Raw genomic sequence first — 23,393 nt, 5'->3', positions numbered from 1 at the left:
ACAGATCGAGCGGACCCTTGTCGCCCACTGTCGATCGCCACGTCGTCACGGCGGTCCTCGTCGCCCATGACGGCGCGCGCTGGCTTCCCGAGACCCTGAAGGCGCTGCTGACGCAGACGCGGCCGGTGCAACGGCTCGTCGCCGTGGACACCGGCAGCCGCGACCGCGGCCCGGCCGTGCTGACCGAGGTCGCCGGCCCCGGGAACGTGCTGACCCTGCCCCGCGCCACCGGCTACGGCGAGGCCGTCGCCGAGGCTTTGCGCCACCCCGCCGCGTCCCTGCCCGTCCCGGACGACCGTCCCGGCGAGCCCCGCACCGAGTGGGTGTGGCTGCTGCACGACGACTCCGCCCCCGCCCCCGACGCGCTCGCGCGGCTGCTGCGCGTCGCCGACACCGATCCCCGCGCCGCCGTGCTCGGCGCCAAGGCCCGCGACTGGTACGACCGCCGGGTGCTGCTGGAGGTCGGCGTCGCCGTCGACGGCGCCGCCCGCCGCGAGACCGGCCTGGACCGCCGCGAGTTCGACCAGGGCCAGCACGACGGCGTCCGCGACGTGCTGGCCGTCGGCAGCGCCGGCATGCTGGTGCGCCGCGACGTGTGGGACCGGCTCGGCGGCTTCGACACCGGCTTCGGCCTGTTCGCCGAGGACGTCGACTTCTGCTGGCGCGCCCACGCCGCCGGGCACCGCGTGCTCGTCGTCACCGACGCCGTCGTCTACCACGTCGAGGCGTCCCACCGAGGGCTGCGGGACATCGGCATGTTCACCGAGTCCCGGCGCCGCCGCGCCCGGCGCAACGCCCTCCACGCGCTGCTGGCGAACGTCCCCTTCAGCGCGTTCCCGCGGCTCCTGGCGAGCAACGTCCTCATCGCCCTGGCGCGGACGCTGTACTTGCTCCTCCTCAAACACCCTCGGCACGCGCGCGACGAACTGGCCGCGATGGTCGACGTGCTGCGCAGCCCCCGGCGGCTGCTCAGCGCCCGCAAGGCACGGCGCGAAGGACGCGGACACGTCTACCGCAGCATCCGCCGCCTCATGCCGCGCCGGGTCGCCCCCCGGCGTGTGTACGAGAACATCCTCAACCGCCTGTCCCCACGGGACGACGACGAGGAGCAGGCGTCCAGCGCCCAAGGCGCCGGGCGCATGCGTCGGCTGCTGGCCCGCCCCGGGGTCATGCTGACGCTCGCCCTCACCGCCGTGACCCTGGCGGCCCAACGCTCACTGCTCACCGCCGGCGGGCGTCTCGGCGGGGGCGCTCTGCTGCCCGCCCCGGGCGGCGCCAGCGACCTGTGGACGCAGTACATCTCCGGCTGGCATCCCGTCGGCCTGGGATCCGACACCGGCAGCCCCCCGTACATCGCGGTGCTGGCGGCGTTGTCCACGGTCCTGTTCGGCAAGCCCTGGCTGGCGATGACGCTGCTGCTGTTGGCGAGCGTTCCGCTGGCGGGGCTGACGGCCTACCACGCGTCCCGCACCCTGATGGCGCAGCTGCCGCGCATCGGCCGCAGAGCGCGCGAACGCCGCCGCGTGCCCACCTCCGCCGTGCGCGTGTGGTTCGCCGCCACCTACGCGCTGCTGCCGTCCGCCACCGGCGCCGTCTCCAACGGACGGTTCGGCACGGCCGTCGTCATCGTGCTGCTGCCGCTCATCGCCGTGCAGTCCCTCCGCCTCTACGGCGTGCCGCGCGAAACGACCGACGCCCGCCGCGCCGACCGCGCGGCGTGGGCCGTGGCCTTCCTGCTGACGATCGCGATGGCGTTCGTGCCGCTCGCCTGGCCGCTCGCACTCGCCGCCGGAGGCCTGTCGTGGCTGCTGTTCGGCAGCCCCCGCGTCCGCACCCGCCTGGCCGTCGCCTTGGGCGTGCCGCCGCTGCTGCTCCTGCCGTGGACGGTCGGCCTGCTGCTGCACCCGTCCCGTTTCCTGCTGGAGGCGGGCATGCACGCCACGGCGCCGCCCTTCCCCGACGCGCGCGACCTGATGGCGCTCGTTCCCGGCGGGCCGGGCGCCCCCGCCCGCTGGACCATGTACGGGCTGCTGCTGGTCGCGCTGTGCGCACTGCTGCTGCGCGGCCGCCGCACCGTCGTCGCCGCGGGCTGGGCGGTGGGCCTGTTCGGGCTGCTGACCGCCATCCTCGTCAGCGCCGCCACCGTCACCAAGGGGGCCGACCGCGCGCCCGCCTGGCCCGGCGTGGCGTTGGCGTTCGCCGCGGCCGGGATCCTGCTCGCGGCCGCCGTCGCGGTACGGCGGGCGGCGGAGGTCGTGGCCGGCGGCCACCTGGTCGCCACCGCCGCGGGCGGCCTGATCTGCGTCGCGGCCGTGGCCACGCCCCTTCTCGCCGCGGGCGCCTGGGTCCTGAACGGCACTGACGGGGCGGTCGGCCGCGTGCCCAACAGCGTTCCATTGTTCGTCGACGGGCCGACGGGGCCGCGGACGCTCGTCCTGCGCAAAGAAGGCAGCGGACGGGTCTCCTACACCGTGCTGCGCGGCGCCGAACCCGTTCTGGGGGAGAACGAGACCCCCGGCTCCGATCGCCTCCGGAACGTCGTCGCCGGAATGGCCGCGGGCCGCGTCGGGGACGGCCCCGCCCTGACCCGCATGGGCATCCAGTACGTGCTGGTGCCGCGTCCCACCCGCGACCCCCTCACCCCGGTCCTGGACGCCAACCCCGAACTGACCCGGCTGAACCGCACCGCCGCTTATGGCGTGTGGCGCCTGCGGCCCTCCGCAGGCCGCCTCATGCTCCTGGACGGCGCAGCGGTCACCACTCTCCCTGCGGGGCGCGTCGACGCCCGCGTCCGCATCCCGCCGGGCAACGGGTCGAGGACACTCCTGCTGGCCGAACCCGCCGACGGCGGTTGGCACGCCACCCTCAACGGACGCGACCTCAAGGGCAAGACCGTGGACGGCTGGGCGCAGGCGTACGACATCCCCGCGTCCGGCGGCGTGTTCGAGCTGTCACGCGGCATGGTCCTGCGCCACATGTGGGTGGCCATCCAGGCCGTCGCCGTCCTCGTGGTGGCCGCACTGGCCCTCCCAGGTGCCCGGACCGCTCCGCCGCGTCCCCGGCGCCGTCCAGGCCGCCGCGGATTGACCACGCGCGCTGGGACCGCTGCGGCCTCCGGCGCCGCCTCTCAACCTGACCAGACGGCCCTCTCGCAAGCTGAGAAGCCCGCAGAGGTTGCATCCGGCGGTGAGACCGGCGGTGCCGCCCCCGGCGGAGGAACGGCATCCCCCGCCACTCCTGCCGAGCCCGCCCCGACCGGCGAGGCCGTTGGCGGGGGCGGCGCTTCGACCACGGCTCCCACGCCTGTCGTCGAAGCGCCGGCGGACGGCGGTTCCGCTGTTGAGGACGTTGCCAAGGCCGGCGTGCCTGAGGAGTCGGCCGCGCCCCAGACGCCGTCTTCCGGTGACCAGGAGGAGCCGGGCAGTGCGGATGCCGCGGAGGGTTCTGCGGCATCGTCCGGTGAAACGGAGGCGAACGAAGCGCCGCCTCGGGAGTCCGCGGTCTCACCGCTCGGGAAGTCGTCTCTCACGGGTGCGTTCCGGCGCGGCGGATCGGCCATTCAGGCCGCCGTGGACGCGGCCCGCGCCGCGAGGGCCGTCGTACGGGGCGAGCACTCGACGGGCGGCGACGCGGCTCCCGCGGCAGGCGAACGATCCGCATCCCCGGACGGCGGTGAAGAAGCCGCCGTCGGCGGTGCGAAGCGGGACACGGCGGGCGAGGCGGCCTCTGAAGGCGAGGAGCGGCGCTGAGCATGGACAAGATCCTGCGTTTCCTGGGACTGCGCTACGCGACCGCCGTGCTCGTGGTGGCGGCACTGGCGGCTCTGTACGGTGTGGCGTCGCTGTCTCGGCCCGGCGGGTCCGCCGAGAAGGCGCGCGCCGCCGCCGCGCCGGTCACGTCCACCGTGATGGTGTGCCCGGCGGGGGAGCGCGGCCGGCTGAGCCTCGCGTCGTCCTCCCGGATGCGGACGGCGGGCCGCGCGGACGTCGTGGAGACGCACGACGGCACCGGCGTGGCCTCGCTCGGAACGCCGGGGGCGTTCTGGATGAAGGACGGCCTCAAGACCGACCAGGGCTCCTACACGGTGCGGGCCTCCGGCGCGTTGGCGCCGGGGCTTGAGGCGGAGCGCACCATCCATTGGCCCGGGGGCGCCGACCGGGGCCTCGCCGGGACGCAGTGCGCACGCCCCGCGACCGACATGTGGTTCGTGGGGCCGGGGCCGATGGCCGCCGAGCGCATCGAGCTGTACCTCACCAACGTGGACGCCCAGCCGGCCTCCGTGGACGTCATCGCCCTTTCAGGGGAGGGCCCGCTCGACACGACCGAAGGCCGGGGCATTCCCGTCGATCCCTACACCACCAAGATCGTGCGCATCGGCGACGACGGGGAAGGGCTGGGCGACGTCGTCGCGATGGCCCGCGACCTGTCGCTGCGCGTGCGCGCCACCACGGGCAGGGTGGCGGCGGCCGTGCGGGTGCGCATCGACGAGGGCAAGGGCATCGAGTGGCTGCCGCAGGCGCACCAGCCCGCCACGTCCGTGGTGGTGCCCGGAGTGCCCGGGGGGTCGGGCCGTAGGCAACTGCTGGTGGCCGTTCCCGGTGAGGCGGACGCCCGCGTGCGCGTCCAGGTCGTCACCCCGAAGGGCTCCTTCGCCCCGCAGGGGCAGGACGTGCTCGACGCCCCCGCCGAGACGGTCACGGCCTTGGACCTCGGCCGCGCCCTGTCGGGAAAGCCCGCCGCGGTGCGGCTGCAGTCCGACCGGCCCATCGTCGCGGGTTTCGCGGCCGAACGCGGCGCCGACGTGGCCTACGGGGCCGCGACGCGTCCCCTGGGCGCCGACGGAGGGCTGGTGGCCGACAACCGGTTCGCCGCCTCGCTCCTGCTGACCGCCCCTGACGCGGGCGCCACCGTGCGCGTCACCCCGGTCGGCCCCTCGGGAGCGGGGAATGCGCAGGAGGTGAAGGTCCCCGCCGGGGGGACGGCCGAGGCGAAGCTCTCCGCGCCCCAGGGGGCCGGCGGCGGGTACGCCGTGCTCGTGGCGCCGCGCCCGGGATCCGGACCCGTCTACGCGGCCCGCGTGCTCGCCACGGGCAAAGGCGACGAGGGGCTGGTGACGGTTCTGCCGGTCAACCCCGCCTGGACCACCATGCTGCTTCCCCCCGCCGACGATTCGCAGCGGGCGGTGTTCCCCTAGAGCCCAGTTCCCCGAGAGACCACGGCGAACGTTGCGCGTGCGTGAGGAGGGCGGTCCTCGCACCCCGCTGATCGCCCTCCGCGCGTCGCCCCGCTAGTCGTCGTGGGACTCGTAGGTGGGGTCCACGGACTCGGGGGAGAGGCCCAGAAGATCGGCCACCTCTTCGACGAGGACGTCGCGGATGATCTGGGCCGTCTCGCGCTCGCCGCCGCCGCGGGCCTCCACCGGGCGGCGGAACACCACGATGCGCACGGGACGCGACGCCGTGCCGGGATGGGTCTGGGCGAGCGGCACCGGGCCGTCGAACCACGGCTCCAGCTCGGGGACCTCCTCGACGGCGAACTCCACCCGGGCCAGCTCCCGGCCCCAGCGCTGCCCCAGACGGCGCACCTCGTCGGCGACGAGGTCGTCGAAGCGCTCGGCGCGGGAACGGGAGAGGGGCGCCTGCGGAGGCGCCAGAGGGCCGCGGAGGCCGCGACCGTGCCGGTCGCGGCGGCGTACGCCTGCCACACGGGATCGCACGTCACCAAGAGTACCCCGCCGGGTCGGGGCGGCTCTGCGGGCGGGCGCGACCGGCATCGGGCCTGGTGGCAGCGGTCTGCGCGGGCGTCCGCGAACGGCGGGCGTTTCCTGTACCTCTGTTGCGAATTCAGTGATTAAAGTTACCGAGCGTGGCACACAGACCCGCGTGGCCGATGGCGCGGAGAACCGCCTGGTCGCCGCTGGGGGTGACCTTCCAGCTGCTTCTGTTGTTCCGGGGCCTGCTGCTGGCGATGGCTCTGGTGCTCATGCCCGCCGCCCGCCTGGACCTGGGACTCGCGTCCGCTGTGGCCGCGCTGACCGCCGAGACCGCGCTCGCGGCGGCGGCCTGGCGCACCGTCCTGCCCCGCCTGCGACGCTCCCCCCTGCTGTGCTGCCTGGACGGTCTGCTGGTGTACGCGGTGCTCGCCCAGGGAGGCGTGTACGGAGAGTTCTTCCTGCTGACCGTCATCACGTCGGGCGTCGCGGGCGTCCTGTACCCGTGGCGGCGGGCGGTGCCGGTGTGCCTCGCGCAGATCGCGTTGTGCTGCCTGGCCATGGCGGCGGAGCCCGCGCCGGGCGCCGACGCGCTGGTGGGCCTGCCGGCCTTCTACCCCCTCACGGCGTGCGCCGGCGCCCTGCTGCGCCGGGTGCTCGACCAGTGGGCGCAGGCCGAGGAGGAGCGGCGCCGGATCGAGACCGCGGTGGCCGCGGCCGCCGAGCGGACCCGGCTGGCCCGGGAGATGCACGACTCCCTGGCCAAGACGCTGCAGGGCATGGTGCTGTCGGCGTCGGCGCTGCCGGTGTGGATCCGCACGTCGCCCGACCGCGCCGAACGCGACGCCCGCCACCTGGTGTCCGCGCTGGAGACGGCCACGCGGGAGGCCCGCGGGCTCATCGCCGACCTGCGGGAGGAGGCGTACGGGCTGCCGCTCCCCCTGGCCGTGCGGCAGGTCGTCGCCGCGTGGAGCCGCGACAGCCGGATCACCGCGTACGCGGACCTGGCGGACGCGGCCGGGGCGATGGACGCGCCCTCGATCGTCCGCTACGAGGTCGTGTCGGTGCTCAAAGAGGCCCTCGCCAACGTCGAACGGCACGCCGGGGCCGACGCCGTGCGGGTCCGCCTGCGGTGCGGCGCCGGGCGGCTGGAGCTGACCGTGCGCGACGACGGGAAGGGCTTCGCGCCGCCGCCCGACGGCGCCCTCCACCTGCTGGCGCGCGAGGGCCACTACGGGCTGGTCGGCATGGCCGAACGCGCCCGCCGCGTCGGCGGCCTGCTCACCGTGGACTCCGCGCCCGGCGAGGGCACCACCGTGACCATGGAGCTGCCTTGGTCCGGCGCCCCCGCCGACGCCCGGACGTTCTGGGACGCGGCCGAGCCCGCCCTGCCCGCGGCGGGCGGACCACCTGCGGGGGAGCGACGGTGAGCGGCGCCGGAACCCGCCGCGTGCGCGCGCTCGTGGTGGACGACAACCCCGTCGTCCGCGCCGGGCTCGTCGCCCTGCTGGAGGCGGGGGACGTGCACGTCGTCGGCGAGGCGGTCGACGGCGCGCACGCGATCGAGCAGGCCAAGCGCCTGCAGCCCGACATCGTCCTGCTGGACGTGCACATGCCCGGCGTCGACGGGACGGCCGCCGTCGGGCCGCTCAGCGCCCTGGCCAAGGTCCTCATGCTGTCGTACGACACCGACGTCGACGTGATCGGCGCGGCCATCCGCGACGGCGCGTCCGGCTACCTGGTGCACGGCTCGTTCACCGCGGAGGAGCTGGTGGCCGCCGTGCACGACACGGTCGCGGGCCGGGCCAGCCCGCTCTCCCCGGCCGCCAGCAAAGCCGTCGTCGAAGCGCTTCGCCGCGCCGCGGGCGGCGCCTCCGCCGAGCCCGGGCCCGACCGGCGGGCCCTGGGCCTGTCGCCGCGCGAGGTCGAGGTGATGGAGCTGATCGCCCGCGGCCACGCCAACCGGGAGATCGCCCACGCGCTCATGGTGTCCGAGAACACCGTCAAGAACCACGTGAACCGCATCTTCGCGAAGATGGGCGTGCGGACCCGCGGCGCGGCCATCGCGCGCTGGCTGGGCATCGCGGGCTCCCCGCCGCCCGCCCGCCGCTGACCTTCCGGCGCCCCCGGGACAGACCCGGACACACAGACCCGGACACAAGGTGCGCTGCGCAGCGGGCGACGTACGGATTGTGATCGTTCTCACGTAATTGGGCCGGTAACGGCGACACGTACCTCCGGGTGGTGGCGGAGGCGGCGGGAGCGGGGTACGGTCGGCCATCGTGAGCCCCGTCCGCATCTGCTCCCGCACCGCGTGCAAGGAGCCCGCAGTTTTCACGCTCACGTACGTCTACCGCGACTCCACCGCGGTCCTGGGGCCGCTCGCAACGTACGCCGAGCCGCACTGCTACGACCTGTGCGCCGAGCACTCCGAGCGGCTCACCGCCCCCATGGGCTGGGAACTGGTGCGACTGCCGGTGGAGGAGCAGACCGAACCCAGCGCCGACGACCTGGAGGCCCTGGCCGACGCGGTCCGCGAGGCCGCCAAGCCCGCCCCCGGGGGACGGCAGGAGCCCGTCGGGCAGGGTACCGAGGTCGGCCGCCGCGGTCATCTCCGCGTCCTGCGCTCCGAGCCCGCCGGAGGCCCCCAGAAGACCGGCCGGGACTGAGCCCTTCGCGCCGGGCAGGACGCCGTGGAACCGGCGGTCCCTTCCGGCGTGCGCGAACGACCGCGCGGTCGCCGAGGGGACGCCGCGCGCGGTCGTGCGGTCGTGGTCGCCCTCGCGGGGCGGGCCGGGCGCGCCCGGTAGGCTCGAGGCCGGGTGCCGGCAGCCAGGGAACGTCCCCTGGGAACGGACACAGCGAGTCGGACAGGGGAGCTGGAGTGGGCGATCTCGCCAAGATCTTCAAGGCGTACGACATCCGCGGCGTCGTACCGGAGGAGCTCGACGCGCAGACCGCCGAGGCGGTGGGCGCGGCGTTCGTCCGGGTGACGGGCGCGGACGCGGTGGTCACCGCGCACGACATGCGGACCTCGTCGGTGCCGCTGGCCGAGGCGTTCGCGCGCGGCGCCACCGCGCAGGGCGCCGACGTCATCCAGGCCGGGCTCGGCTCGACCGACATGCTCTACTACGCCAGCGGCAGCCTGAACCTGCCCGGCGCGATGTTCACCGCCAGCCACAACCCGGCCAAGTACAACGGGCTGAAGCTGTGCCGGGCGGGCGCCAAGCCGGTCGGGCGCGACACGGGCCTGGCCGAGATCCGGGAGCTGGTGGAGAAGGGCGTGCCCGCCCACGATGGTCCGCGCGGCACCGTCTCCTCCCGCGACCTGCTCAAGGGGTACGCCGACCACCTCAAGACGCTGGTGGACCTGTCGGGCGTGCGGCCGCTCAAGGTCGTCGTGGACGCGGGCAACGGCATGGGCGGGCACACCGTCCCGGTGGTGTTCGACGGCCTGCCGTTCGAGCTGGTGCCGCTGTACTTCGACCTGGACGGCACGTTCCCCAACCACGAGGCCAACCCCATCGACCCGGAGAACCTGCGCGACCTGCAGGCCAAGGTGCGCGAGACCGGCGCCGACATCGGGCTGGCCTTCGACGGCGACGCCGACCGCTGCTTCGCCGTGGACGAGCGCGGCGAGATCGTCTCGCCGTCGGCGATCACCGCCCTGGTCGCGGTGCGGGAGCTGGCCAAGCACCCGGGCGCGTCCATCGTGCACAACCTGATCACGTCGAAGGCGGTGCCGGAGATCGTCGCCGAGCACGGCGGCACCCCGGTGCGCACCCGGGTCGGCCACTCGTTCATCAAGCAGACGATGGCCGAGACCGGCGCGGTGTTCGGCGGGGAGCACTCGGCCCACTACTACTTCCGCGACTTCTGGTACGCCGACTCGGGGATGCTGGCCGCGCTGCACGTGCTGGCCGCGCTCGGCCAGTCGGACAAGCCGCTGTCGCGGCTGCTCGCCGAGTACGACCGCTACCCGTCGTCCGGCGAGATCAACAGCGAGGTGGCCGACCAGGCGGCCGCCGCCGCCCGGGTCCGGGCGGCGTTCGAGGGCCGGCCCGGCGTGACCGTCGACGAGCTCGACGGCCTCACCGTCGGCACCGAGGACTGGTGGTTCAACCTGCGGCCCTCCAACACCGAGCCGCTGCTGCGCCTGAACGTGGAGGCGGCGGACGAGACGACCATGGCCGGGATCCGCGACGAGGTGCTGGCGATCGTGAGGGAGAAGTGACCGTGAAGCTGGACGCCTGGCTGCTGGAGATCCTGGCCTGCCCCAACTGCAAGGGCTCGCTGCGCCCCGACGACGAGGCCGCCGAGCTGGTGTGCCAGGGCGACTGCGGCTACGCCTACCCGGTGCGGGACGACATCCCGGTGCTCCTCGTGGACGAGGCCCGCGCCCCCGCGTCCTGACGCGCGGCGCCGCGCCGACGCCCCGAGCCGATGTGACGATGATCGCGTCCGACCGCATTTTCCCTTATGGTCCGGAACGCCGGCGGCGGCGTGCGCGTCCGGAAAGTAGGCGGCCGCGGCGGGGCCGGGGCGCCGGTGCTGGTTGAGGACGGCGCCCGCGGGGCGTCGCGGAGGCGAGCGGAGACGCGATGAGCGACCCGGACGGGGCGGGCGGGCTGGAGGATCCGTCCGCGATCGAGGCCGCCGACCCGGGCGGGATGCTGCGGCAGGTGGCGTCGTCGGCCGCGCAGATCAGGGAGGCGCGGCGGCGGGCCGTCGAGGCGGGCGTGGCGCGGCTGGCCGAGGACGGACGGCCCCGGGCGGTGGTGGTCGCCGGCATGGGCGGCTCCGGGATCTCCGGGGACGTGCTGGCGGCCGTCTGCGGCACGGGCTGCCCGGTCCCGGTGGTCACGGTGCGCGGCTACCGGCTGCCCGGCTGGGTGGGCGCCGCGGACCTGGTCGCGGCGGTGTCGTGCTCGGGCGCCACGGAGGAGACCCTCGCGGTGGCGGCCGAGGCGGCGCGGCGCGGCTGCCGCCTGCTGTTCGTGGGCGGCGCCGACTCGCCGCTGGCGGACCTGGCCGCGCGGACCCGGGCCCTGTTCGTGCCGGTGCGGTCCGTGGGCCAGCCCCGCGCCACGCTGTGGGGCTTGACGGTCCCGCTGCTGGTCGCGGCGCGGGAACTCGGCGTGGCGGACGTGCCGGACGCGCTGCTGGAGGCGGCGGCCGGGCGGCTGGAAGAGGTGGCGCACCGCTGCCGTCCCGCCAGCGAGCCCTTCATGAACCCGGCCAAGCGGATCGCTCTGGACCTCAAGGGCGACGTCCCGCTGGTGTGGGGCACGTCCCCGCTCGCGGGCGTCGCGGCCTACCGGTTCTGCTGCCAGCTGAACGAGAACGCCAAGTATCCGGGCGTGTTCGGGGAGCTTCCGGAGGTCGACCACAATCAGGTGATGGCGTTCGACGGGTACTTCGCCCGTTCCGCCGCCGACGCCGACGACTTCTTCCGCGACCGCGCGGAGGAGGCCGAGCACGGCCTGCACCTGGTGGTGCTGCGGGACGCGGACGAGCACCCCCAGGTGAGCAAGCGCCGCGAGGCGTCCGTCGAGCTGGCGGCGGCCCGGGGCGTGCCGGTCACCGAGATCGCCGCCGAGGGCGCGCATCCGCTGGAGCGGATCGCGACGCTGATCGCGCTGTCGGACTACGTCACGGTTTACTTGGCTATCGCGCTGGGCGTCGACCCCACGCCCGTGCCTGCCATCCAGGAACTCAAAGCGAGGATTGTGGAATGAGAGCTGTGCGGCCTGCGACCCCGTCCGGCGCCGCCCTCACGACGGCGCCCCCCGCGGCGGAGCGCCGACCGCGGAGCCGACGGTTCGCGACCAGGGCTGTCCCCGCCGTGCGCGGGATGCGGAAGGGAGGTGCGCGGTGAGCGCGGAAGGCGGAGCCAAGGCGATCGTCGCGGCGCTGGGCGCCAACCTCGGCATCGCGGCCTCCAAGTTCGTGGCGTTCGCGTTCACCGGCTCGTCGTCGATGCTGGCCGAGTCGATCCACTCGGTCGCGGACTCGGGCAACCAGGTGCTGCTGCTGCTCGGCCGCAAGCGCTCCCAGCGCGCCCGGACCCCGCAGCACCCGTTCGGCTACGGCCGCGAGCGCTACTTCTACGCGTTCGTCGTCGCCGTGGTCCTGTTCACCGTCGGTGCGGCGTTCTCGCTGTACGAGGGCTACCACAAGATCCACGACGCCCTCGAGCATCCGGACCACGAGCTGGAGTCGCCCGCGTGGGCCTTCGGCGTGCTGATCGTCGCGATCCTCCTCGAGGCGTTCTCGTTCCGCACCGCCATCAAGGAGTCGAACCCGCTGCGCGGCGACAAGTCGTGGTGGCAGTTCATCCGGCACGCCAAGGCCCCCGAGCTCCCGGTCGTGCTGCTGGAGGACCTCGGCGCCCTGGTCGGCCTGATCCTGGCCCTGGGCGGCGTCACCATGGCCACGCTCACCGGGAACCTGGTCTGGGACGGCGTCGGCACGATCGCCATCGGCCTGCTGCTCGGCACCATCGCGGTCATCCTGGCGATCGAGACCAAGAGCCTGCTCATCGGCGAGGGCGCCGGCCCGGAGGTGGAGCGGCAGATCATCGACGCGCTGGAGTCGGTGGACCAGGTCGACCACGTCATGCACATCCGCACCGAGTACCTCGGCCCCGAGGAGCTGCTGATCGCCGCCAAGATCGCCGTCAACCACGACGACACGGCCGCCGACGTGGCCCGCGGGATCGACGCCGCCGAGGCCCAGGTCCGGCAGCGGTTCCCGCACGCGCGCCTGATCTACCTGGAGCCGGCGCTCGACCAAACCCCCGGCGTGTCGGCCGACGGCGCCGAGACCGGGGACGCGGCGCCCGCCGCGGCGGAGAACTGACGGGCGGCGCGCCCGTTCGCCGGCGTCCGCGCACGACGTCCGCACACATGGGAAGGCAGCCCCCCTCGCCGGTCGGCCGAGGCCGTGCCGGTCGACCCCAGCCCAGGAATGACCGGCAGCGCCTCCGCGGAGACCCACGGCCGCACCGGCGAGGGCGCCTTCCCAAGCGCCCGCCCGGACCCCTGCATCCGGACGGTCTGGCGTGACCGCGGCAGCCCCGCCGAACCCCCTGCGCCGGCGGGTCTGCCGTTCTCGGTCACGGACACGACATTACGTGTGGGCCGCCGTCGCGCACGTCGTCCCAGAGGAGGGAACCGGGGTCGTCCTCCAGGGGGATCCGGACCGGCGGCGTAGCCCCGCACGGTGAGGTGCGTCAGGGCGGGCACCGGCCAGTATGGAAGGCGTGACCAGTGACCACCGCCAGCAGAACGCCCCGCCGACGAACTTCGGCCCGACGCTCGCCCGCCACGCGTGGCGGCTGTCCGGACGCGTCGTCGCGGGACTGGGCCAGCTGCTGCTGTGGGCCCTGACCGGTGTCGGCGGCCTGCTGCGTCCGCTGGCGGCCCGCATCGGCGCCAAGCTGTACGGCACCGCGCGCCGCCCGCCGCAGGGCGCCCCCGGCGCCCCCGGGCGTCCCGGGGCGCGGGACGGCAGCACCCGCGTCGCGCCGCCCGTGGACGCGACCGCTCCGCTGCCCCGCTGGATCAACGCGTGGCACGAGTTCCACGCGTCCTGGTACTACGCCCCGCTCACCGGCCTGGCCCTGACCCTCGCGGCGCTGGCCGAGCTGGCGCCGCGGACCGAGTCGCCGATCAGCGTGGCCGGCGGGTTCGCGATCGCCTCGACGCTGCCGCTGGTGTGGCGGGAGGAGTTCCTGCGGCCGGTGGCGGCGATGGTGCTCGGCGCGTACGCCGCCGCGCTGCTCACCGGGCAGGCGCTCCTGGTCACCACGGCGTTCGCCGCGCTCTACACCCTGTACTCGCTGGCCCGCCGACTGCCCCGGCAGGCCACGGGCGGGCTTGCGGTCGGCGGCGCGGTCACCATCGCCGTCGTCTACCTGACCGCGAACACCCTCGACCACATCCCCTGGTTCGCCGCCGTCCTCGTCGTGCTCGCCGCGGTCGGCCTCGGCGACGCCCGGCGCACCCGGGAGACCGCGGGACGCACCGAGGCCGAGGCGAACGAGCGCACCAGCGAGACCCTGACCCGGCTCATCGCCGTCCAGCGCGAGCAGGCGGTGATGCGGGAACGGGCCCGCATCGCCCGGGAGCTGCACGACGTGGTCGCGCACTCCGTCTCGATGATCGCGGTGCAGGCCGAGACCGCCCCGTACACCGTGCGGGACCTGTCGCCGGAGGCCCGCGAGGGCTACGCCGAGATCGCCCGCACCGCGCGGGAGGCGCTGGTGGAGATGCGCCGCCTGCTCAGCGTGCTGCGCGCCGACGCCAAGGCCGAACCCGAGTCGGCCCCGCAGCCGCGCCTGGACGAGCTGCCCGCCCTGATCGAAAAGCACCGCGGCGCCGGAGGCCGGGTCGAGCTGACCGTCCGGGGCGAGCCGCGCACGCTGTCCACGACCGTCGAGCTGTCGGCGTACCGGATCGTCCAGGAGGCCCTCACCAACGCCCGCCGCCACGCGCCCGGCGCCGAGGTCAAGGTGGAGCTCACCTACCTGCCCGACAGGCTGGCCGTCCGGGTGGTGGACGACGGGGGGTCGGCGCCCACCATGGTGATGAACCGGAACGGGGCGTCGTCCCGTACCGCGGTGCTGGATCCCCAGTCCCCCGGCGCGGGTCCCGAAGAGCCCACCCGCTTGGAAGAGGCGCCGTCGATGGAATCGGGCGGCGGACACGGCCTCCTCGGGATGCGGGAACGTGCGACCATGCTGGGCGGGAGGTTTTCCGCCGGTCCGTCCGAACAGGGCGGGTTCGTGGTGGAGGCCGAGCTGCCGGTGTCGAGGGCGGCGCCGGCGGACGCGGGAGGCGGACCGGGATGACGAGGAGGGCCGGTTGATGCGGGACGGCGCGGACCGCGCCGCGGCGGGAGGAGGAGCGCTGTCGTGATCGCCGCCGCCGGCTCTCGGGGGAGGTCGCGTTGATCAAGGTGCTGATCGTCGACGACCAGACGATCGTGCGCGCCGGGTTCGCCGCGCTGCTCGACGCGCAGTCCGACATCTCGGTGGTGGGGGAGGCCGGCGACGGCCGCGAGGCGCTGCGGCTGGTCGAGCGGCACCGCCCCGACGTGGTGGTCATGGACATCCGGATGCCCGGCATGGACGGCATCGAGGCCACCCGCCGCATCGTGTCCGGTCCGGGCGCCGACAACGTGCGGGTGCTCGTGCTCACCACCTTCGACATCGACGAGTACGTCTACGAGGCGCTGTCGGTGGGCGCCAGCGGCTTCCTGCTCAAGGACGCCACCGCCGACGAGCTGGTGTCGGCCGTGCGGGTGGTGGCGCGCGGCGATTCGCTGCTGGCGCCGCAGGTGACCGGGCGGCTGATCCGCGAGTTCACCCGCCAGCGCCGCAGCCGTCCGCGGCCCCCGGCCGAGCTGTCCACGCTCACCGCGCGCGAGACCGAGGTGCTCACGCTGATCGCGGGCGGCCTGTCCAACAGCGAGATCGCCGAACGGCTGGTGGTCAGCGAGCACACCGTCAAAACCCACGTGGCCCGCGTCTTCACCAAGCTCGGCGTGCGCGACCGCGCCCAGGCGGTGGTGCTCGCCTACGAGTCCGGCGTCGTCGTCCCGGGCGAGAACGAATTGCCCCGCAACTGACCCCCGCGGGGCAGCCTGGGAGCCCCGCGGCGCCCGGCGCCTCGGACGGCCGGAGGCGCCGGCGCGTCAGCGGCGGCGCTGCAGGAGGCGCAGGGCCTTCTCCTTCTCGAAGTCGAGGGCGCGGGCGGGCGGCGCCGAGAGGCGGCCGATCCGCTCGCCGAGCTCGCGGACGCGCGCCTGCACCTCCGGTTCGGCCAGGACGCGCAGCCCGAACGCCAGCTCGGCCGGACCGATGTCGTAGCGTTTCTCCAGGTCGAGGGCGAGCGCCACGGCGCGCAGCTCGGCCTCGCCGAACTGCCGGTGGCCGCCGCCGCGGCGCGCGCCGCGCCCGGACGCGGCCTGCGGGCGGTCCCCGCCGGGTCCGGAGGCCGGACGCCGCGGCGCGGGTTCGCGGGTGGCGGGCAGCAGGCCCAGGCTCTCCCGGTAGCGCAGCATCCGGGGTGACGTGCCGAGCCGCCGGGCCGCCTCAGTGATACGCATGCCACCGATTCTGACAAATGAGTGTCAGAAAGTCGCCTCCGGTCGTGCCAGCGGGCGGGTGCCGCGCCTAGACTCGCGAACAGACCGGACCGGCGCCCCTGATCGAACCGTTCTCGTCCGCTCCCGCCGGACAGGGCCGGCCGGGGGACGGTGCTCGATCACCCGGCGCGGCGGACGCGGTTTCCCAGTTCACCGAAGGAGCTACGAAAAGCATGGAATACAAGGTCGCCGATCTGTCGCTGGCCGAGTTCGGGCGCAAGGAGATCCGGCTCGCCGAGCACGAGATGCCCGGCCTGATGGCGGTGCGCAAGGAGTACGCGGACGCCAAGCCGCTGCGCGGCGCCAAGATCATGGGCTCGCTGCACATGACGGTCCAGACGGCCGTGCTCATCGAGACCCTCGTCGAGCTCGGGGCCGACGTCCGCTGGGTGAGCTGCAACATCTTCTCCACCCAGGACCACGCCGCGGCCGCCGTCGTGGTCGGTCCCGACGGGACCGTCGACGACCCCAAGGGCGTGCCGGTGTTCGCCTGGAAGGGCGAGACCCTGGAGGAGTACTGGTGGTGCACCGCCAAGGCCCTCCAGTGGCCCGACGGCACCGGCCCGAACATGCTCCTGGACGACGGCGGCGACGCCACCCTCCTGGTGCACAAGGGCGTCGAGTACGAGAAGGCGGGCGCCGTGCCCACCCCGGCCGAGGACGACCCCGAGGAGTGGAAGGTCGTCCTGGAGACGCTGCGCCGCACCATCGCCGAGAAGCCGGGCCGGTGGACCGCCACCGCCGAGGGCATCAAGGGCGTCACCGAGGAGACCACCACGGGCGTGCACCGCCTGTACGAGATGGCCAAGAACGGCACCCTGCTGTTCCCGGCCATCAACGTCAACGACTCGGTCACCAAGTCCAAGTTCGACAACAAGTACGGCTGCCGCCACAGCGTGGTGGACGGCCTGAACCGCGCCACCGACGTGCTCATCGGCGGCAAGGTCGCGGTCGTGTGCGGCTACGGCGACGTGGGCAAGGGCTGCGCCGAGGCGCTGCGCGGCCAGGGCGCCCGGGTGATCGTCACCGAGATCGACCCGATCTGCGCGCTGCAGGCCGCGATGGACGGCTTCCAGGTCACCACCCTGGACGACGTCGTCGAGACCGCCGACATCTTCGTCACCGCGACCGGCAACCGCGACGTCATCCGCGCCGACCACATGCAGCGGATGAAGCACCAGGCGATCGTGTCCAACATCGGGCACTTCGACAACGAGATCGACATGGCCGGGCTGGCCCGCATCCCCGGCATCGAGAAGATCGAGATCAAGCCGCAGGTGCACGAGTGGCGCTTCCCGGACGGCCACTCGATCATCGTGCTGGCCGAGGGCCGCCTGATGAACCTGGGCTGCGCGACCGGGCACCCGTCGTTCGTGATGTCCAACTCGTTCACCAACCAGGTGATCGCGCAGATCGAGCTGTTCACCAAGACCGACGACTACCCGGTCGGCGTGTACACCCTGCCCAAGCACCTGGACGAGAAGGTCGCCCGCCTGCACCTGGACGCGCTCGGCGTCAAGCTGACCAAGCTCACCAAGGAGCAGGCCGAGTACATCGGCGTCGACGTCGAGGGCCCGTACAAGCCCGACCACTACCGCTACTGAGCGGCACACCGGGGAGGGGACGGCCGCGGCGCCGTCCCCTCCCCGCTTGTCGGCGGCCGGCCTCGCTCCGGGGGCGGCCGCCGCGCGGCTTCTCGCCCCGGCCGGCACTCCCCGCGCGCACCCCGAGGGGATCCGCACGATTTGATGGGGTGTGAGCGCACGGGGGACGGAACCCGTGTGAAGATCGTTCCGATCGTGCGAGACGGACGGTCCGAAGGGAAGGTGTGCGGGTGAGCGACATCGCCGACGTGTCGCTGGCGTACGAGGGCGTCAAGCGGATCGAGTGGGCCGACCGGGCCATGCCGGTGCTGCGGCAGATCCGCGAACGCTTCGCCGCCGAGCGGCCGTTGGAGGGGATGCGGATCGCCGCGTGCATGCACGTCACCACCGAGACGGCGGGGCTCATCCGCACCCTGCAGGCCGGCGGGGCGAGCGTGGCGCTGGCGGCGTCCAACCCGCTGTCCACGCAGGACGACACCGCGGCCGCCCTGGTGCGCGAGTACGGGGCCGAGGTGTTCGCCCGCGCCGGGATCGACCGCGAGGGCTACTACCGGCACATCCACCAGGCGCTCGAGACCGGCCCGGACCTGGTGCTGGACGACGGCTGCGACCTCGTCAACACCCTGCACACCGAGCGGACGGACCTCATCGGCACCGTCCGCGCGGGCTGCGAGCAGACCACGACCGGGGTGATCCGGCTGCACCAGATGGCCCGCGAGGGCGCGCTGCGGTTCCCCGTGGTGGCGGTCAACGACACCGACACCAAGCACATGTTCGACAACCGCTACGGCACGGGCCAGTCGACGCTGGACGGCATCATCCGGGCGACCAACACGCTGCTGGCGGGCAAGACCGTGGTGATCGCGGGGTTCGGGTACTGCGGACGCGGCCTGGCCGAGCGGGCCCGCGGCCTCGGCGCGCGCGTGGTGGTCACCGAGATCGACCCGGTCAAGGCGCTGGACGCGGCGCTGCAGGGGTTCGCGGTGCAGCCCATGGCGCGGGCGGCCGAGCACGGCGACGTGTTCATCACCGCGACCGGCAACCGCGACGTGGTGGCCGCCGAGCACCTGGCGGTCATGAAGGACGGGGCGATCCTGGCCAACTCCGGGCACTTCGACGTGGAGATCGACGTGCGGGCGCTGCAGGACCTGGCGGTGGAGGTGCACCGCGGGGTGCGCCCGCAGGCCGACGAGTACGTGCTGGCCGACGGGCGCCGGCTGGTGCTGCTGGCCGAGGGCCGCCTGGTGAACCTGGCGGCCGCGGAGGGGCACCCGGCGGCCGTCATGGACATGTCCTTCGCCGACCAGGCGCTGACCTGCGCGTGGCTGGCCGCCGCGGCGGACTCGCTGGACGCGGCCGTGCACCAGGTGCCCAAGGAGATCGACACCGAGGTGGCGCGGCTGAAGCTGGCGTCCATGTCCATCGAGATCGACGCGCTGACCCCCGAGCAGGAGGAGTACCTGCACTCCTGGCGCCTGGGCTCCTGAGCGCGGGTTCCCGAGCGCGGGGTAGCGTTCTGGCGTGCCCCGCGGAACGTACCTGCACGTCGAGGAGAAGGTCGAGGAGCGCTTCCAGTGCGCCCCGGGCCCGGGCGGCTGGCGCTACATCGGTGAGCGCTCCGACGGCCGCCGGGTGGACCTGGTCGTGGACGCGCGGTGGCGGCAGATCCGGGTCGAGGTGCTGGCCCCCGGCTGGTGGATCCGCGGCGGCGTCACCGGATACGACGTGGCGTGGGTGCGGGGCGCGCACTCGGAGGACGAGGCGGGCGAGGCCGCCGAGCACGGCGCCCGCGCCCACGGGTTCCTGGGGGAGTCGCCGGGGTTCCTGGTGACGGTCGCGCGGTCGCTGCGCCTCGCCGAAGGCGGCCGGGCCGACGTCCGGCTCGTGCGGCTGGGCGGTCCCGCGCTGTCGGCGCTGACGGTCGCGCAGCGGTGGCGGCTCGGCGAGATCACCGCCTACGAGACCGAGACCGAGCCGCTGCCCGTCGCGCGCTACGAGGTCGTCGACCTGGCCACGGGCGAGACGGACGAGATCCACATCGCGGGGGACGTGGTGGTCGCCGCGCCCGGCGTCGAGCTGACCGACCTGGACTCCCCGCCCCACCTGGGTGATCTCGGCCTGTGACCGGGCTTATCGGGCGGTCCGACCGACGGTCCGGCGCCGTCCCCGAACCACGCTGAACGACGCGCTTGCGGCCCGCACCGTCACCGCGCCGATGGGCCGCCCTGCGGGAACCCCTGGCCGTCTTCCGCCGCAGATGTCTGCGGGGCAGTCGGCGGAGCGCCATACGGAGCCTGAGGGGCGTCCTGCGGTGCGCTCTGCGCGGGCGCCGGGTGCGGCGGGGCCATGGGGAAGGGCTGTGTGGGCCCGTAAGCGGGGCCGTGAGGGGCGTTCTGCTGCTGGAGCACGTGCCGGTAGGGCCCGGAGCCGTAATCGGCCGGAGCAAGGAACTGAGGCTGCCCCGGCTGCGGCGGGCTGAACGGGGGCGGCTGAGGCGGCTCCTGCGGGGCGGCCGCGGCCGGAGGCGGGCCGGCCGGCGCCATCGCCGGTTCCCCCGCCGGGACGACGGACGCCGCCGGGACGGCCGTCCGCATGCGGCGGGCGCGGCGCTGGGCGAGCCGCCACTCGTCGCGGCGGCGGCGTTCGGCGAGCACCGCCGACAGCACGATCTCGGGCCGCACCCCCGCCGGAGGCGGCGGGCTCACCACCGCGAACACCTGCTGGGTGATCCGGGCGCCGAGGGCGTCCCGCACCTCGGGCAGCAGCTCCCAGAACCGCGCCAGGTACTGGCGGGCCGCCAGCGCGAGGCCGTCCGGCAGCCGCGACAGCTCCAGCCGCTGCGCCCACGCGGCGAGCTGCGGCGGCATCACGGCGACCGGTCCGAACACCGGGTCCTGCGGCACCCGCTCCTGGATGACGATCGTCCCGGCGAACAGGTCCCCCAGGCGCTTGCCGCGCCGGTTGCACAGCGACGTCAGCAGCGCCGGGACGCCCGCCAGCGTCCAGAACTCCACGATCGCGGCCAGGCTGCGCACCAGCGCCTGCCGGAACCGCACCGGCCCGCCGTCGTCGGCCACCACGCGCAGCCCCAGCGCCAGCTTGCCGATCGTGCGGCCGCGGCTGAGCGTCTCGAAGAGGCAGGGGTAGCCCACCAGCACCCCCGCCGTCGTCGCGATGCTCAGCCCCGCCGTCCACGCCTCGTCGGCCACCAGCGCGGTCACGCTCACCAGGTTCAGGGCGACGTTGAGGATCGTGACCTGGAAGAACAGGTCCAGCAGGAACGCGCAGCCCCGGCTGGCCAGCCGCGCCACCCGGATGTCCAGCGCGACGGCCTCACCGGTGACGAGAGCGGCCATGGGCGGTCCTCCAGCGCGGGGGCAGGGCCCCACCATTCTGCCCGCTCCGCGCGGGTGGCCGGGCAGGCGTTACTCTCGCCGGGTGGACGTCGACGCCTATGTGGCCGCCCATAACGCCGAGTGGCAGCGCCTGGAACAGCTGATCAACAAGAGCCGCGGGCTCACCGGCGCCGAGGTGGACGAACTGGTCGAGCTCTACCAGCGCACCGCCACCCACCTGTCCGTCGTGCGCTCCAGCGCGCCCGACCCGATGCTGGTGGGACGGCTGTCGTCGCTGGTGGCGCGGGGCCGGGCGGCGGTGAGCGGGGCCCAGGCGCCGCTGTGGCGCGACGTGGGCCGCTTCGCCGCCCGGTCGTTCCCCGCCGTCGCCTACCGGCTGAAGTGGTGGTGGCTCGGCAACGCCCTGCTGGGCAACCTGCTGGCCCTGGCGCTGGGGATCTGGGTGGCGCGCAGCCCCGATGTGCAGGCCGCGATCGCCACCCCCCACGAGATCCGCGAGCTGGTCGAGCACGACTTCGCCAACTACTACGTCGAGCACTCGGCGGCCTCGTTCGCCTTCCAGGTGTGGATCAACAACGCCTGGGTCTCGGCGACGGCGCTGATCAGCGGGATCCTGCTGGGCGTCCCCACGGTCTACGTGCTGGCCGTCAACCAGCTCAACCTCGGACTGACCGGCGGGCTGATGTTCGCCCACGGCAAGGGCGACATCTTCTTCGGCCTGATCCTGCCGCACGGCCTGCTGGAGCTGACCGCCGTCTACCTGGCCTGCGCGGCCGGCCTCAAACTCGGCTGGACGATCATCGACCCGGGCCCCCGGCGGCGCGGCCAGGCCCTGGCCGAGGAGGGCCGGTCGTGCGTGGCGATCGCGATCGGCCTGGTCGGGGTGCTGCTGGTGTCCGGGCTCATCGAGGGCTTCGTGACGGGCTGGGTGCACATCACCTGGCTGCGCATCGGCATCGGCGTCGTCGCGGAGGCGGCCTTCCTGGCGTACGTGATCGTCCTCGGCCGCCGCGCCGTCCGCCAGGGCGATCAGGGCGACGCCGACCTGCGCCCCGACACCGCCCCCGTGTCCGCCTGAGCGTGGCGCCGCCGAAACCGCGGCGCCACGTGCGGGCGCGGCCGCGCCACCCGTTCCGGCCGCCCGTTCCGGGGCGTCCGCCGCGCCGGTGCCGGTCAGAGACGGCCGGCGGCCTTGAGGGCCAGGTACGCGTCGGCGAGGGCGGGCGCGATCTCGTCGGGCGGCGCGTCGACGACCTCGACGCCGTACCGGCGCAGCTCGGCGGTGAGGCGGCGGCGGTCGGCGCGGGCGCGCTCGGCGGCCGCGGCGTCGTAGACGGCGGCCAGGTCGCCGCGGGCGGCGGCCATCTCGCCGACGCGCGGGTCCGCGACGGCGGCCACCATGACCAGGTGGCGGGCGGTGAGCCGCGGCAGCACCGGCAGCAGGCCCTCCTCGAGCGCGGCGGGGTTCAGCTCGGTGAGCAGCACCACCAGGCAGCGCTGCCGCACCCGCGCCATCAGGGTGGACACCATCCCGGCGGCGTCGGATTCGATCAGCTCGGGCTCCAGCGGGGCCATCGCGCGGACCATCGCCGGCAGCAGGTCGGTCCGGGACGCCCCCTCCACCCGCGCCCGCACCCGCCGGTCGTAGGCGAGCAGGTCGACGCGGTCGCCCGCGCGGGAGGCCAGTGCGCCCAGCAGCAGCGCGGCGTCCATCGAGCAGTCCAGGCGGGGGATGTCGCCGACGCGTCCGGCGGACGTGCGGCCGGTGTCGAGCACCAGGTAGATGCGGCGGTCGCGCTCGGGACGCCAGGTGCGCACCACCACCTCGCGGCGGCGCGCCGTGGCCCGCCAGTCGATGGAGCGCACGTCGTCGCCGTCCACGTACTCGCGCAGCGAGTCGAACTCGGTGCCCTGGCCGCGGATCTGCGCCACGTGCTGCCCGGTCAGCTCCCGCAGCTTGGCGAGCTTGGCGGGCAGGTGGCGGCGGGACGGGAACGCCGGCAGCACCCGCACCGTCCACGGCGCGCGGCGCGACAGCTGCCGGGCGGCCAGTCCCAGCGGGCCCGACGAGCGGATCGCCACGGTCACCGCCTGCCGGTCGCCGCGCCGGGTCGGCACGAGCGTCGTCTCGATGCGGCGGCGCTCCCCGGCCGGGACGTCCAGCCGCACCGCGCGGGGTCCGGCGGCGCCCGCGCTCGGCGGCCACACGTCGCGCAGCCGGCCCTTCACCCGGCGGCGTCCGGTGTTCTCCACGATCAGCGACACCCGCGCCGTCTCGCCGAGCCGCACGCTGGCGTCGCCCTCGCGGTGCAGCCGCAGCGCCCGCACGTTCCCGGCGAGCGCCAGGTCGACCGCGACGCCGGCCAGCAGCACGCCCCACAGGCCCGCCAGCGTCCACCAGCTCGGCAGGACGATCGGCACGACCGCCCCGATCAGCGCCAGCAGCCCCAGCCGTCCCGTCACCGCCATGCCATGACCCCCGCACGCCCCCGGGACGCCCTGCGCGCACCGCCTTCCCGCGCCGCGGGCTCCGCCGCCCGGGCGGCGCCGCGTCCCATCGGCTCGCTCATC

Annotated in this window: 19 protein-coding genes; 15 read left to right on the top strand and 4 right to left on the bottom strand. The window is 74.6% G+C overall.

Annotated features, from left to right (window positions below; genetic code table 11):
* Positions 1-17 precede the first annotated feature (17 nt).
* Both AR3_RS02690 and AR3_RS02685 read left to right on the top strand, forming a co-directional pair.
* The gene (locus AR3_RS02690) at positions 18-3,749 is read left to right on the top strand and encodes a glycosyltransferase (RefSeq protein ID WP_083950870.1); all 3,732 of its coding nucleotides are present in this window, start codon (positions 18-20) and stop codon (positions 3,747-3,749) included.
* Positions 3,750-3,751: 2 nt separating this feature from the next.
* Positions 3,752-5,194, top strand: a complete 1,443-nt coding sequence (locus AR3_RS02685; protein ID WP_067907768.1) for a DUF5719 family protein — start codon at positions 3,752-3,754, stop codon at positions 5,192-5,194.
* A 93-nt stretch (positions 5,195-5,287) separates the two neighbouring features.
* Here AR3_RS02685 and AR3_RS02680 read toward each other — a convergent pair whose 3' ends face one another.
* The gene (locus AR3_RS02680; protein WP_227022928.1) at positions 5,288-5,716 is read right to left on the bottom strand and encodes a metallopeptidase family protein; all 429 of its coding nucleotides are present in this window, start codon (positions 5,714-5,716) and stop codon (positions 5,288-5,290) included.
* A 149-nt stretch (positions 5,717-5,865) separates the two neighbouring features.
* Here AR3_RS02680 and AR3_RS02675 point away from each other — a divergent pair, with 149 nt between their 5' ends.
* The 9 genes from AR3_RS02675 to AR3_RS02635 all read left to right on the top strand — a co-directional run bounded on the left by AR3_RS02675 (position 5,866) and on the right by AR3_RS02635 (position 15,343).
* Positions 5,866-7,140, top strand: coding sequence for a sensor histidine kinase (locus tag AR3_RS02675; protein ID WP_146150157.1), 1,275 nt, complete (start codon positions 5,866-5,868; stop codon positions 7,138-7,140).
* Entirely contained in the window at positions 7,137-7,823 is a 687-nt protein-coding gene (locus AR3_RS02670; protein ID WP_067907757.1) for a response regulator, read from the top strand. The genes AR3_RS02675 and AR3_RS02670 overlap by 4 nt, the downstream gene beginning before the upstream one ends.
* A 169-nt stretch (positions 7,824-7,992) precedes the next feature.
* Positions 7,993-8,379 carry a DUF3499 domain-containing protein gene (locus tag AR3_RS02665; protein WP_067907754.1) on the top strand — a complete coding sequence of 129 codons (387 nt, stop codon included), beginning with the start codon at positions 7,993-7,995 and terminating at the stop codon, positions 8,377-8,379.
* A gap of 215 nt (positions 8,380-8,594) precedes the next feature.
* Positions 8,595-9,944 carry a phosphomannomutase/phosphoglucomutase gene (locus AR3_RS02660; RefSeq protein WP_067907752.1) on the top strand — a complete coding sequence of 450 codons (1,350 nt, stop codon included), beginning with the start codon at positions 8,595-8,597 and terminating at the stop codon, positions 9,942-9,944.
* A complete protein-coding gene (locus AR3_RS02655) occupies positions 9,941-10,123 on the top strand; it encodes a Trm112 family protein (protein WP_067907749.1) in 183 nt (60 codons plus the stop codon). Before AR3_RS02660 ends, AR3_RS02655 begins: the two co-directional genes overlap by 4 nt.
* A gap of 188 nt (positions 10,124-10,311) precedes the next feature.
* Entirely contained in the window at positions 10,312-11,448 is a 1,137-nt protein-coding gene (locus tag AR3_RS02650) for a bifunctional phosphoglucose/phosphomannose isomerase (RefSeq protein WP_067907746.1), read from the top strand.
* A 136-nt stretch (positions 11,449-11,584) separates the two neighbouring features.
* Positions 11,585-12,571, top strand: a complete 987-nt coding sequence (locus AR3_RS02645) for a cation diffusion facilitator family transporter (RefSeq protein ID WP_067907744.1) — start codon at positions 11,585-11,587, stop codon at positions 12,569-12,571.
* 403 nt (positions 12,572-12,974) lie between these two features.
* Positions 12,975-14,564: a sensor histidine kinase gene (locus AR3_RS02640; RefSeq protein WP_227022929.1), complete on the top strand. Its 1,590-nt coding sequence runs from the start codon at positions 12,975-12,977 to the stop codon at positions 14,562-14,564.
* Positions 14,565-14,662: 98 nt separating this feature from the next.
* Entirely contained in the window at positions 14,663-15,343 is a 681-nt protein-coding gene (locus AR3_RS02635) for a response regulator transcription factor (RefSeq protein WP_067907739.1), read from the top strand.
* 66 nt (positions 15,344-15,409) lie between these two features.
* Here the strand turns inward: AR3_RS02635 and AR3_RS02630 are convergent, their stop codons facing one another.
* Entirely contained in the window at positions 15,410-15,823 is a 414-nt protein-coding gene (locus AR3_RS02630) for a MerR family transcriptional regulator (protein WP_067907736.1), read from the bottom strand.
* Positions 15,824-16,035: 212 nt separating this feature from the next.
* On the opposite strand from AR3_RS02630, the gene ahcY (AR3_RS02625) reads away from it, so the two are divergent.
* The 3 genes from ahcY (AR3_RS02625) (at position 16,036) to AR3_RS02615 (ending at position 19,590) form a co-directional block, all read left to right on the top strand.
* Positions 16,036-17,466 carry an adenosylhomocysteinase gene (gene ahcY / locus AR3_RS02625; protein ID WP_067907733.1) on the top strand — a complete coding sequence of 477 codons (1,431 nt, stop codon included), beginning with the start codon at positions 16,036-16,038 and terminating at the stop codon, positions 17,464-17,466.
* A 230-nt stretch (positions 17,467-17,696) separates the two neighbouring features.
* Entirely contained in the window at positions 17,697-18,953 is a 1,257-nt protein-coding gene (gene ahcY / locus AR3_RS02620; protein WP_067907730.1) for an adenosylhomocysteinase, read from the top strand.
* A gap of 34 nt (positions 18,954-18,987) precedes the next feature.
* Positions 18,988-19,590: a hypothetical protein gene (locus tag AR3_RS02615; RefSeq protein WP_067907727.1), complete on the top strand. Its 603-nt coding sequence runs from the start codon at positions 18,988-18,990 to the stop codon at positions 19,588-19,590.
* An 80-nt stretch (positions 19,591-19,670) separates the two neighbouring features.
* On the opposite strand, the gene AR3_RS02610 is transcribed toward AR3_RS02615, so the two are convergent.
* Complete coding sequence (locus tag AR3_RS02610) at positions 19,671-20,822, bottom strand: RDD family protein (RefSeq protein ID WP_083950868.1); 1,152 nt, start codon at positions 20,820-20,822, stop codon at positions 19,671-19,673.
* An 82-nt stretch (positions 20,823-20,904) separates the two neighbouring features.
* Between AR3_RS02610 and AR3_RS02605 the strand changes: the two genes are divergently transcribed.
* The gene (locus tag AR3_RS02605) at positions 20,905-21,900 is read left to right on the top strand and encodes a stage II sporulation protein M (RefSeq protein ID WP_067907724.1); all 996 of its coding nucleotides are present in this window, start codon (positions 20,905-20,907) and stop codon (positions 21,898-21,900) included.
* A gap of 95 nt (positions 21,901-21,995) precedes the next feature.
* On the opposite strand, the gene AR3_RS02600 is transcribed toward AR3_RS02605, so the two are convergent.
* Positions 21,996-23,291, bottom strand: a complete 1,296-nt coding sequence (locus AR3_RS02600) for a DUF58 domain-containing protein (protein WP_067907721.1) — start codon at positions 23,289-23,291, stop codon at positions 21,996-21,998.
* Positions 23,292-23,393 lie beyond the last annotated feature (102 nt).

It is taken from the genome of Actinomadura rubrobrunea NBRC 15275, from assembly GCF_001552235.1.
Lineage (GTDB): Bacteria > Actinomycetota > Actinomycetes > Streptosporangiales > Streptosporangiaceae > Spirillospora > Spirillospora viridilutea.
This window is presented reverse-complemented; position numbering and strand designations above follow the sequence as displayed.

What these genes read in the sequence shown, in the direction of transcription:
- AR3_RS02685 (WP_067907768.1), top strand. Translation starts at nt 3,752, where the DNA reads ATGGACAAGATCCTGCGTTTCCTGGGACTGCGCTACGCGACCGCCGTG.
- ahcY (WP_067907733.1), top strand. Translation starts at nt 16,036, where the DNA reads ATGGAATACAAGGTCGCCGATCTGTCGCTGGCCGAGTTCGGGCGCAAG.
- AR3_RS02600 (WP_067907721.1), bottom strand. Translation starts at nt 23,291, where the DNA reads ATGGCGGTGACGGGACGGCTGGGGCTGCTGGCGCTGATCGGGGCGGTC.
- AR3_RS02630 (WP_067907736.1), bottom strand. Translation starts at nt 15,823, where the DNA reads ATGCGTATCACTGAGGCGGCCCGGCGGCTCGGCACGTCACCCCGGATG.
- AR3_RS02610 (WP_083950868.1), bottom strand. Translation starts at nt 20,822, where the DNA reads ATGGCCGCTCTCGTCACCGGTGAGGCCGTCGCGCTGGACATCCGGGTG.
- AR3_RS02650 (WP_067907746.1), top strand. Translation starts at nt 10,312, where the DNA reads ATGAGCGACCCGGACGGGGCGGGCGGGCTGGAGGATCCGTCCGCGATC.